The 11648-nt window shown below is 67.1% G+C and carries 8 protein-coding genes; 4 read left to right on the top strand and 4 right to left on the bottom strand.

Translation table 11 applies throughout. The features are described from left to right. Positions 1 to 35: 35 nt before the first annotated feature. Together C4S70_RS04495 and C4S70_RS04490 are read left to right on the top strand one after the other, a co-directional pair. Positions 36 to 1034 carry a TRAP transporter small permease subunit gene (locus tag C4S70_RS04495; RefSeq protein WP_104006992.1) on the top strand — a complete coding sequence of 333 codons (999 nt, stop codon included), beginning with the start codon at positions 36 to 38 and terminating at the stop codon, positions 1032 to 1034. Between the two features lie 10 nt (positions 1035 to 1044). After that, positions 1045 to 3699, top strand: a complete 2655-nt coding sequence (locus C4S70_RS04490) for a TRAP transporter large permease subunit (protein WP_104006895.1) — start codon at positions 1045 to 1047, stop codon at positions 3697 to 3699. Between the two features lie 224 nt (positions 3700 to 3923). Here the strand turns inward: C4S70_RS04490 and C4S70_RS04485 are convergent, their stop codons facing one another. The 4 genes from C4S70_RS04485 to C4S70_RS04470 are packed head-to-tail and all read right to left on the bottom strand — an operon-like array spanning position 3924 to position 9702. After that, positions 3924 to 5162, bottom strand: a complete 1239-nt coding sequence (locus C4S70_RS04485; protein WP_104006894.1) for an efflux RND transporter periplasmic adaptor subunit — start codon at positions 5160 to 5162, stop codon at positions 3924 to 3926. A 5-nt stretch (positions 5163 to 5167) separates the two neighbouring features. Next, positions 5168 to 7531, bottom strand: coding sequence for an ABC transporter permease (locus C4S70_RS04480; RefSeq protein ID WP_104006893.1), 2364 nt, complete (start codon positions 7529 to 7531; stop codon positions 5168 to 5170). Positions 7532 to 7538: 7 nt separating this feature from the next. Next, positions 7539 to 8243: an ABC transporter ATP-binding protein gene (locus C4S70_RS04475; protein ID WP_104006892.1), complete on the bottom strand. Its 705-nt coding sequence runs from the start codon at positions 8241 to 8243 to the stop codon at positions 7539 to 7541. 1 nt (position 8244) lies between these two features. Next, a complete protein-coding gene (locus C4S70_RS04470) occupies positions 8245 to 9702 on the bottom strand; it encodes an amidase (RefSeq protein WP_104006991.1) in 1458 nt (485 codons plus the stop codon). Positions 9703 to 9822: 120 nt separating this feature from the next. On the opposite strand from C4S70_RS04470, the gene C4S70_RS04465 reads away from it, so the two are divergent. Both C4S70_RS04465 and C4S70_RS04460 read left to right on the top strand, forming a co-directional pair. Beyond that, positions 9823 to 10338 carry a thioesterase family protein gene (locus tag C4S70_RS04465; RefSeq protein ID WP_104006990.1) on the top strand — a complete coding sequence of 172 codons (516 nt, stop codon included), beginning with the start codon at positions 9823 to 9825 and terminating at the stop codon, positions 10336 to 10338. 84 nt (positions 10339 to 10422) lie between these two features. After that, the gene (locus tag C4S70_RS04460) at positions 10423 to 11469 is read left to right on the top strand and encodes a hypothetical protein (RefSeq protein WP_235003706.1); all 1047 of its coding nucleotides are present in this window, start codon (positions 10423 to 10425) and stop codon (positions 11467 to 11469) included. Positions 11470 to 11648 lie beyond the last annotated feature (179 nt).

Here is an 11648-nt window from a genome sequence, read left to right as displayed (position 1 = left end):
TGCCGTTGCAAGAATGAAAAATGGGGGAGGGGCAGATGGCCGATACCAGCGACCTCGACAACATTTCGCCTTTTGGGCCACCCGCGCCGATACCGCGCCTGTTCGCGTGGTCCATGCTGGCGGTTCTGGCTGCGTTTCTCGTCAACAACGTGCTGGTGGTGGGGTATGGCTTCCCCGGCCTGAAGGCGCTGTTTGCAGGAGGTGCAGGCCGGCAGGTCTGGGTTCAGGCCGCGATCTATGCGGGCGCCTTGGCAGTCGCGGCGGGCTATGTCCTGTCCACCGGCGATCGGTCGCTGCGCTGGGATGCGCGCGCGATCCACAAGTTCAACGTGTTCCTGATACGCTGGGCCTTCTGGGCGGTCCTGCTGGTGGGGGTGGTGGATGCCACCATCGCCTTCATGCGGGTGGAGAACCTGTTCGGCCTGTTTCTTGACGGCGACACGGTGCGCAACTTCGGCAAGGCGCGCTGGGTCGGTCCCTATGTCCACATTCCGCTGGTGGGCGCGGCCTTCGTCATCGCCTTGTTTTCGCGCACGCTGGGCTTCCCCTGGTTGGCGCTTCTGATCGTGGTGGCGGAACTGGCCATCGTGATCTCGCGTTTCGTGTTCTCCTACGAACAGGCGCTGATGGGCGATCTGGTGCGCTACTGGTATGCGGCGCTGTTCCTGTTTGCCTCGGCCTATACGCTGTTCGACGACGGTCATGTCCGGGTGGACGTGCTGTATTCGGGTTTCGGTCTGACGAAAAAGGGGTTCTTCAACGCCTTCGGAACCATCACCATGGGGATGACGACCTGCTGGGTGATCCTCGCTGTCGGGTTTGGCGGCAAGCAGTCGATCATCAACAGCCCGGTGATGAATTTCGAAATCACCCAGACCGGCGGTGTGGGCATGTTCATCAAATACCAGATGGCCGCCTTTCTGGGCATTTTCGCCATCACCATGCTGATCCAGTTCGTGTCCTATTTCCTAGAATCGGTCGCCGACATGCGCGGCGAGCCCGGCCACCACGAACCAGCCCCGTCCGCGCACTGAGGTTCGACCCATGGAAATCTATTTTCTGATCCTTCTGATCCTGTCCATGGCCTTTGCGCTGGGCTCGGGTTATCCGGTGGCCTTTGCCTTGCCCGGCGCCGCCATCTTCACCATCGGCACGGCCGCGCTCTGCGGCTATCTGTTCGCCGGCAACGTCGATGCGTTCTTCCACTCGGGCGGGCCGTCGCAATGGCTGACCGCCGGCGTGACCAACCTGCGCGGCGTCTATTGGGAGGTCGAACGGGATACGCTGATCGCCATTCCGCTGTTCATCTTCATGGGCATCATGCTGCAGCGGTCGAAGATCGCCGAAGACCTGCTGGTGACCATGGCGCAGCTGTTTGGACCGGTTCCCGGCGGCCTGGGCATCTCGGTCGTGTTGGTGGGTGCGCTGCTGGCGGCCACCACCGGTATCGTCGGCGCCACCGTGGTGGCGATGGGCCTGATCTCGCTGCCAGCGATGCTGCGCAACAACTATTCGACGCCGCTGGCCACGGGCACGATCGCGGCCTCGGGCACGCTGGGGCAGATCATCCCGCCGTCGATCGTGCTGATCATCCTTGCCGACCAGCTGGCCTCGGCCACCGATCAGGCCTCGACCCTGCGCAAGGCGCTCTACAAGGACGCCACCGGCGAAGTGAGCATGCCGTCGGTGTTCGACGTGACCTCGACCAGCGCGGGCGAGATGTTCCTGGGCGCTTTCGTGCCGGGCCTCGTTCTGGTCGGGCTGTACATGGCCTATATCCTGATCTTTGCGCTTCTGCGCCCGAGCGCCGCCCCCGCCGTGCCCTACGACGGCAAGTTCGACCGGCAGTTCTGGAGCCGCGTGTTCCTGATCCTGGTGCCGCCGCTGACGCTGATCTTCCTGGTTCTGGGGTCGATCATCGCCGGTGTCGCCACGGTGAACCAGGCCGGTGCGATCGGTGCGGCCGGTGCGCTCATCATGGCCGGCTATCGCTTGCCGAAGAAAACCAAGTGGACATATGCCCCGGCCCTGCTGGCGTTGGCGGCGCTTGTGGCGATCGCCGTGGCGCTGCAGCGGTTCAACATGAACGTCAAGGCGATCGCCAGTTCCGAGGATATCCTCGGCATCTGGATCGGCTCGATCGCGGCGGCCGTTCTGCTGATCGCGCTGATCTGGTCCGGCTGGCGCGTGTTCAAGCTCGAGGACACGCTGCGCGGCGTGATGCTCGAGACCGCCAAGACCACGTCGCTGGTTTTCGTCATCCTGATGGGCGCGGCGATGCTGACTGCGGCGTTCCGCGCCTTCGGCGGCGAGGACCTGGTGCGCGAGTTCCTCAATTCGCTGCCCGGCGGATTCTGGAGCCAGTTCATCATCGTCATGGCGGTGATCTTCATCCTCGGCTTCTTTCTCGACTTCATCGAGATCGCGGTGGTCGTGGTGCCGATCGTGGCGCCGATCCTGCTGGCCGATCCGGGGGCGAACGTCACCGCGGTCTGGCTGGGCGTGATGATCGGTCTGAACATCCAGACCTCGTTCCTGACGCCGCCCTTCGGTTTCGCCCTGTTCTATCTGCGCGGGGTGGCGCCGGCGGTGGTGCGCACGGTGCAGATGTACAAGGGCGTGATCGCCTTCATCCTGCTGCAGCTTCTGGCGCTGGGCGTCGTCGGCAAATTCCCCGAACTGGTGAACTACCTGCCGAACCGGGTGAGCTATCTTTCGGATACCGCCCCACCGCCGCGCAATCCCAAGTTGCAGCTCTGCCTTGAGGAATATGTCGGCGAGAAGCTGACCGAAGGGGACGAACTGGAAACCGCGATCGCGCGGGCCAAGGGGCTGGATCTCTCGGTTCTGCCCAAGGACCTGGCCAAGGACTTCTCCAAGGCGGTGACCAGCGCGGAGACGGCGATTGCCAAGCTGGACGAGGCCTTTGCGGTCGAGCGCACCGTGGCGGAGGCCGCGATCGGCTACCGGCCGCTCCAGCGGACCGTGCGTCAGATCGAAAAGGATATCCGTCGGCTCGAGGATGAGTTGAAGGACGTCCGGACCCGGCTTTCGCGGCTCCATGGCGACGATCAGCAGGCCGCAAAATCCAGGCTGGAAGGCCGGCAGGCGGAACTGGAAGCCGAGATCGCGCGGATGAAGGCCGAGATCCCTGCCGAGTGGGACAGCGTCCATGCCGAGTTTGCCAAGCTGGTCCAGGCCGAGATGAAGGCGCGGCAAGCCTATCGGCGCAGCGCGGACGACGCCTATGAAGGGGCGGTCGAGACGGCGGCGATCCTGAAGGCCAACCGGGCATTCACCGAACTCGAGCAACCCCTGCGCGACCTTCGGGCGGTGATCGAAGGCAAACCCGAAGCGGAGGCCGAAGCCGTGGTCAACGATCTGTCGAAGCGGTTCGGCAAGGTCGAGGGGGCGGATGACGTGAAGAAGCTTCTGTCCAAGGCGCGTCGCGCGTTGAAGAGCAAGACGCCGGACAAGCAAAAGGCACTGGCCCTTTACGACGAAGCGGTGGCTGCCTACGAGGCGCAGAAGGCCTGGCGCGGGGACGCGGCCGAGCGGCTGGGTCCGGAGCTGGAGGCTTATGTGGCAGTCCTGTCCAAGACGCTGGGTCTGCGTCAACAGCCGCGGATGCCCCGTGAACTGGCGCTTTACATGGCGTCCTGTATGGCCAGCCACAGGGACATTTCGCTCAACTTCTGAGCGGGTGCGTGGCAAGGCGGGGGGCCTGCAGGCTGGGAAGGATTGGTCGGATCGGCACAGCCGATCCGACCGGCCGGGGGCTCTGCCCCCGGACCCCCGGGGTATTTGAAACCAGAAAGAAGCAGATCGGGACGGGGCGATAGCGCAGCCGCAGAACTTTCAGGCGCTCGCGGGTGGCGTCGCCATGCGCGAGGGGCCGGGAGGGCGGCCCGAATGGCGGCGGATCATTCGATCCGGCGTTGCCGGATGCGCTGGCCGTCGGTCAGGCGGGCCGAGGGGAACAGAACCACCTGATCGCCCGGTTCGAGCCCGTCCAGCAGTTCGGCCCAGTTGCCGTTGTTGTGGCCGATGCGCACCCGTTGCCGCACCGCGCGGCCGTCGCGGATGGCGAAGACGGCCCAGTTCCCCTGATGGCGGAAGAGGGCGGAGGATGGAACCATAACCGCGTCGTCCCGCTCCCAGATGACGATATGGGCCTCGACACGGTAGCCATGGCCCAGCCGGCTGCGGTGTCCGTTCGGATCGGCGAAGGCGATCGTGGTTTCGACCCGTTGCTCCTCGACCCCGAGGGCGGAATGTTTGGTATGGCCGTAAGGCGCGATGCGGCTGACGACGCCTTCGAGGTCGCTGTCGCCGCCCCAGTTGGTGATGATCACCCGGTCGCCCCGTTCGACCTTGACCGCGTCCGAAGAGAGCAGGTCGGCGACGATCTCGAGATCATGGGCGACATCGCCGATTTCGAGGATCGGCTCGCCGGCGGGCAGGGTCGTGGCGCTTTCGTGAAAGACCTTGAGCACCGTTCCGTCGATTGGCGCCCTGATCGGGACGGTGGGGATCTTCACGGCGTCCTTGGCCACGGCCTCGGCCAGGCCGGTATCGTCAAAGCTGATGAGGCGGGCCAGGGCGTTGTTCACCTCGGCTTCGCGTCGGGCGATTTCAGCCCTGACGGTTTCGAGCTGGGCGTCAGCGACCTGTGCCTCCTGCTCGGCGCGTTCCAGCTGGACACGGCTGACGATGCCGCGTTCGACCAGCCGGGAAATGCGGTCGAGTTCGCTGTGGGCGAACCGGCTGCGGGCCTCTGCCGCCTTGAGGTCCGAGCGTGCGACCCGGAGCGCGGCCTCGGCGGCGTCCACCGCGGCCCGCGCCTGTTCACGGGTGCGGATGTCCAGTGCCGCCGGGGCGGCCGGAGCCATGCGGGCGACCACGTCGCCGGCCTTGACCCGGTCCCCCGGTTCCAGTTCGACCCGCTGCAGGTCGCCGGCGATGGGCGATGAGATCACATAGGGATCCCGCACGCGGGTGCGCGCCTCTTCGTCCACCGTCACGATCATCCGTCCGCGCGTGACCGTGCCGATATCGACCAGCATCGCCCGCGGCCAGAAGGCGGCCGCCAGCGCGGCGGCGGCGATCAAAGCGGCCGTGGCGGTCAGGATCTGACGGGACCGTCTGCGTCTGGGCGCCATGCGTTCTACTCCCTCGTTTTCAGGGCGGCGACCAGATCCGCCCGGTCGATGTCGCGTTTCACCAGCGCCCCCGAGACCAGCGCCGCCAGCAGAACCACCAGCATCGCCCAGCCGTAACTTTCGGCGGAGAAGAGCGGCGGGATCTGGTAGATGTCGGTGCTGTAGCCGCGCGAGATCACGAAGGACAGGCCCCAGCCCATCAGCCCGCCCAGAGGCAGCGCCAGCAGCGTGACCACGGCGAGTTCGCCCAGAAGGACATAGGCGACCTCGGCGCGGGTAAAGCCCAGAACGCGCAGGCTGGCGAGGTCGCGGGCGCGTTCGGCCTGGGCCACGCGAGCGGCGTTGTAGATCACGCCAAAGGTGATGACGGCGGCGATCAGCGCCATGACATAGCGGGTGCCGCCCGCGCCCTGGTCCATTACGCGGGCCAATGACGCGCGCGCCTGGGCCTTCAGGCTGACGCCGGCCACCATCGGCATGTCCTTGAGCCGCGCGTGGATCCGGTCGGCCCGCGCGGGATCGACCCGCAGATAGGCGCCCGAGACGCGCAGAGGTTCTTTCAACGCGCGATTGAGCGCGTCCAGTTCCATGTAGGCGGGCGAACCGAGCAGCGTTTCGGCGACGGCGATCACGGGGATGTCCACGCGCGGGCGTCGGCCTTCGCGCACCTCCAAGGTCAGCACCTGGCCGGCGCGGACGCCCAGTTCATTTGCCAGCCCGCGCGACAAGGTGATCCCGTCGCCGCGCAGGTAGAGCGGGCGCTGAGCCTTGTCCACGGCGCGGTAGAGGCGCGGCTCGGCCCGAAGGCCGTGGATCGCGCCGCGATAGCTGTCGCGCCCATGGCGCAGGATGGCGGGGACCATGCGCACGGGTTCGACCTCGATCACGCCGTCGATCGCGGCCAGGTCAAGGACGCTGCGGGCCTCGATCGGCTGCGTGAAGGTAACGGACATGTCCGACCGGTCCATGACGCCAAAGGTCAGGTCCATCATCTCGTCGAAACTGTCGAGAATGGACGCCATTGCCGCCGAAAGCGCGATACCCGAGGCGATCCCCACGACCGCCCCGGCCATGCGCAGGGGCTGCCGCGTCAGGCGGCGCAGGACCATGCGCGTGGGCTGGTCGAGAAACCGCGCCGCCAGCCCCCGGAACCGGCCCGAACGGCTGTAGTCGGGCGGCGCGGGCGGGCGCATTGCCACGGCCGGCGTCAGGGCAAAGACCCGGCGCAGCACAAGCGCGCCGCCTGCCGAGGCCGACAGGATGCTGACCACGAAGCCGGTCAGAAAGGACGACGGGTCCAGCCGGAACACGAGAAAGGGGAATTTGTAGAAGTAAAGGTAGAGATCCACCATCGCCCGCCCGGCGACGATCCCCAGCACGCAGCCGGCCAATGCGCCGCCGGTGGCGATGGTCAGGATCATGCGGAAATAATGGCCGCCGACCTCCCAGTCGGTATAGCCGAACGCCTTGAGCAGCCCGATCTGTTCGCGTTCCGCCTGCACCATGCGCGAGATCACGATATGCAGCAGGAACGCCGCCACGGCGAGGAATACCGGCGGCACGATCGCGGTCGAGGTTTTCAGGCCGTTGATCTCTTCGCTGATGAAGCGGTTGGAGCCCAGGTCGTGCAGCGGATAGGCCCCCAGTCCGCCATGACGGTCGAGCAGCCGGTCGGCGGCGGCGATCACCTCTGCGCGGCGGGCATCGCGGGTCAGCGACAGCAGCGCCTCGTTGAAAGCGCCTTCCATGTCGAACACGGCCTCCAGCGCGCTCTGGTTCAGCCAGAGCACGGCAAAGCGGGCATCGTCAGGCACCAGTTCGCCGGGGGGCGTGGTGTAGAGGAATTCGGGTGCCTGGGCGAGGCCGACGATGCGAAGCTCTCGGCGAAAGCCGTTCATGGTGGCGGTCAGGCGGTCGCCTGGGTGCAGGCCGACGGCGCGGGCAAAGCTGTTGAGGACCACCACCTCGTCGTTGCGCCCGCCCTGCAGCATCCGTCCGTCGGTCAGGTGGATCGCATTGAGCCGGGGCGCGCGCAGGTCGGGCAGGGACACGGCCCGGGCCTGTATGGGCAGGCGGTCGCGGCCAAGGTCGATCAGCGCCGCGCCGGTGATCCGGGTTTCGACCGCCGCCACGCCGGGGAGCCGGCCCAGATCCTCTGCCCGATGGCCTGGCGCGCGGGTCACGGGGGCGAACACGTCCGCCAGGCGGTAGCGTTCGTAATAGGCGCGGCGGGTTTCCTCGAGCGAGGCGACCAGCCCGGTCATCATCACCAGCATGAGCACGCCCACCGCGATCACTGCGCCAATGGCGATGGCCTGTCCCTTGATCCGCCACAGGTCGCGCAGCAGTTTGCGGGTCAGCGGGGACATGGGGCGCCTACCATTCGATCTCTTCCGGGCTGGCCGGGGTTTCGTTGACCGTCACGCTTTGCACTGCGCCATCGGCGAACCGGATCACCCGATGCGCGATCGCGGCCTGCGCGGCGGCATGGGTGACGATCATCACCGTCGCGCCCAGTTTTCGGTTCACGTCGCGCAGCACATGCAGAACCGCGCGCCCCGTCACGCTGTCAAGCGCCCCGGTCGGTTCGTCGCAGAACAGCACGTCGGGCTGTTTGGCCACGGCGCGGGCGATGGCGACGCGCTGCTGTTCGCCGCCCGACAATTGCGCGGGAAAATGATCCGCGCGCGCCTCCAGCCCCACCAGGGCCAGCGCCTCTTCGGGGGACAGCGGATTGCGGGCGATCTCTGTCACCAGTTCCACGTTCTCCTGCGCGGTCAGGCTGGGCATCAGGTTGTAGAACTGAAAGACAAAGCCCACGTGATCGCGCCGGTAGCGGGTCAGTTCCGCATCCGACATGGCGGAAAGTTCGCTGTCGCGGAAGAATACCTGGCCGTCGGTCGCACGGTCCAGCCCGCCAAGGATGTTGAGCAGCGTGGACTTGCCGCTGCCCGACGGTCCCAGCAGAACGACGATTTCGCCTTCGGGGATCTCCAGATCCACCCCGCGCAGCGCGTGGACGGCCGCCGGGCCTTCGCCATAGACCTTGCGCAGATCGCGCGTGGTGAAGGCGTTGCCCATCTCAGCCCTCCCGCGGGCCTTGGTCGATGATCTCCTGCTGCTTGTCGGCCCAGGACGCGGCGCGTTCGATCTGCGCGGCCAGCGACATCAGCCGTTCGTCCTGTCCGAAGGCCATCGCCAGATGCACGCCCACCGGCAGGTCGTCGGCGCTCCAGTGCAGCGGCAGGGACACCGCCGGCTGGCCGCTGGCGTTGAAAATCGCGGTGAAGGGCGAGTATTCGAACACCCCGCCCGGCCCGTTGCGGTAGGCCACGAAATCCTCGTTGTCGGGTTTGAGTTGCCCAACCCGCGCCGGCGGCGTGGCCAGCGTGGGCGTCACCAGAACGTCGCAGTTCAGAAACACCCGCGCCATGCGCCGGCCGAAGGCGTGGATGCGGTTCACGGCCTCAAGGTAATCCGCTCCCGAGAGTGTGTCAGCCAGCGCGATCGCTCCGCGTGTGACTCCTTCGACCATCGCCGGATCCAGCGGGCGCCCCTTCAGCGCACTACGCACGCTCAGCGCGGTGCCGCAGGCCACGATCCGGGTCCAGGCCTGCATCATGTCCTCGACATCCAGCCCTTCGGGGATGGCGAAGGGTTCGACCTCGTGACCCAGATCCTCCAGCAGGCGGGCGGTCCGTTCGACGGCGGCCACGCATTCGGGGTGCAGCGCGTCGCCCGACAGCGTGGTGGTGGCAAAGCGCACCCGCAGCCGCCCCGGTTCGGCCCGCATCGCCTGCGCAAAGCTGCATTGCATCGGCGGCGGCCAGTAGGGGGCGCCCAGATCGGGGCCCCGGGTCGCGTCGAGCAGGGCGGCGGTGTCGCGCAGGCTGCGGGTCAGGAAACCGTCGATCGCCATGCCGGCCCAGCCCTCGCCCACTGCCGGGCCGTCGGGCAGGCGCGCGCGGGTCGGCTTGAACCCCACCAGCCCGCAGGACGAGGCCGGGATGCGCACCGATCCGCCCCCGTCCGAGCCATGCGCCGCCGGCACGATCCCCGCCGCCACCGCCGCCCCCGCGCCCCCCGACGACCCGCCCGACGTGTGGCCGGTTTTCCAGGGGTTGCGGGTGGGACCGCCATAGACCTGCGCCTCGGTCACCGGGCCGATGCCCAGTTCGGGCGAACAGGTCCGGCCAAAGGAGTTGAGCCCCGCCGCCCGCATCCGCAGGAAGATCTCGGAATCGTAGCTCCACCGCATCCCCGCCATCAGGCGCGAGCCGTTGTTGGTGGGAAAGTCCACCGCCTCGGCGCCCAGATCCTTGAGCAGGAAGGGCACGCCCCGGAACGGCCCCGCCGGCAGGCGCGCGCGGATCGCGGCGCGGGCGGTGCCCTCCTGCAGCATCACCACCGCGTTCAGGGCCGGGTTGCGTTCCTCCACCAGCGCAAGCGCGACGTCCAGCAACTCGTCCGGCGTGGCATCGCCCCTGGCGACCAGTTCCGCCAGCGCGGTCGCGTCGTGTTTCAGGTAGTCGCTCTTCATGGCTCGGCCCTCCCGTCCCGCGCCCAGCATCTGCCCGGGCCGGGGAAATTTCAACCGCCGGTCTTGGCGCGGCTGTGCTTTCCCGCCAAAGTGGCGGCACAGGCAATGTATGAGGACTCCATGACCGACCAGCCGCTCACCGGCCATGACGGCCCCTATCCGGCGCCCGTGGTGGTGCCCGACCGCGTCGTTCAGCCGGAGTGGATCGACTACAACGGCCACATGAACGTGGGCTATTACGGTATCGCCTTCGACAATGCGCTGGACGTGTTGCTGAGCGAGCATCTGGGCGTCGGCGTCGAGCATGTCGAGGCCGCGGGGCAGGGCCCTTATGTGGTGCAGTCGCACATGCACTTTCTTGCCGAGATGCTGGAGGGGCAAAGATTTTCGGTCCGGTTCCGCCTGCTGGATCACGACGCCAAGCGCCTGCATTTCTTTGCGGAGATGGTGGACGATGCAAGCGGTGAGCTGTGCGCCACCCAAGAGGTGATGGTGGTCAATGTCGATCTCGGCACGCGGCGTTCGGCCCCCTATCCGGACTGGGCGCAGCGGCGGTTCGCGCGGATGAAGGCGGATCACGCCGGCCTGCCCCCGGCGCCCCAGATCGGTGCGCCGCTGGGGATCCGGCGCAAGTGATGGCGCGGCCGTCCTGAAATGGCCAGGATTGCGCGGTAGAACTGCCGGGAATCGCGACTGCGGACAGACGGAGGAAAGGCATTCGTGACAGAGGTCGTGCACGATCTGCATCAGGCCCGGATCCTGGCGGCGGCCGAGGCGCATTTCGGCCGGCCGGTCCGTGGCGTGACGGCACCCGGCGGACGGGGACGGTCCAGCCTGCGTCTGCATTTCGACGACGTCACCGTGATAGGCACGATGCGGCCAGAGCCGCGCCGGACCCGACACGAGGCGCGTATCCTGCAACGGCTGGACGGGCGCAGCGACGACCTGCCGGGATTTCTGGGCATGCATACCGACGTGCTGTTCCAGTCCGACGTGGGCGACCGGCGACTGAACCAGCAGGTTGCGCTGGGCGACGGTCCGGGAGCGGTGGATCTTGCAGCCGGGGCGGTGGGGGCGCTGTTCCGTTTGCAACGGGCGGCGCGGGGGGCGGGGTTGGTCTGGACGCTTCCGCGCCTCGGCGCAGGGCGGGACTGGATCCGGCATCTGGTCGATGGCGTGGACGTGCTGCGGGACTGGGCCGGCCCGGCACCGCGCAGCTTTGACCGCGCGGCGGCTTGCGAGGCTTTGGCCCGGCGGGCGCGTCACTTCGTCAAATGGGATTCGCGCTCGGGCAACGCCGCGCTGGGCGACGATGGTCGGGTGCGCTGGTTCGATTTCGAGTATTCCGGCGCGCGCCATGGCGCCGAAGACCTGGCCTGGCTGATCGGCGACGAAACCTGGCCCGTTGCGCCGGGCGATATGGTCGATGTGGTGATTGACGCCTACGATCATGGCAGCGGGCGCGATATCGCGGATTACCTGGAGTATCTGTCGATCTACGTTACCTTCCATGTGTTGCAGCGCCTGCGCCTGATCCGCGATGAAGCGTGTCAGAGAGGATGGCTGACCCTCGACCGGGTGCGGCAGCTGGACGATGCCGGGCTGCATCCCGACTGTCAGCGTCAACTGTTGCGGGTCGGCCGGTATTTTTCGGCGCAGGCAAAGGTGACGTCGCCGTTGACGGGGCTTTTCGATACGGCGGTGCAGGCGTTGGCGGCCGAGCGCGACTTGGCGGCGGACCGCGACTTGGGGCACGCCGCAGGCTGAAGACAAGGGATCGAGATCGACCGGGCCGCTCTTGGGATGCGTGCACGGGAAGACAGGGCCGCCCGCCGCGGCCAACCGTCTGGTCAGGATCGGAACACCGTTCCTGCCACATTCTTGCCACGAAAATCGCTTTTCCGAATCCGATTGGCCCAATTCATTCCGAAAGCGCGAATCAACTC

It is taken from the genome of Jhaorihella thermophila (genome assembly GCF_900108275.1).
In the GTDB taxonomy this organism is placed as follows: Bacteria; Pseudomonadota; Alphaproteobacteria; order Rhodobacterales; family Rhodobacteraceae; genus Jhaorihella; species Jhaorihella thermophila.
This window is presented reverse-complemented; position numbering and strand designations above follow the sequence as displayed.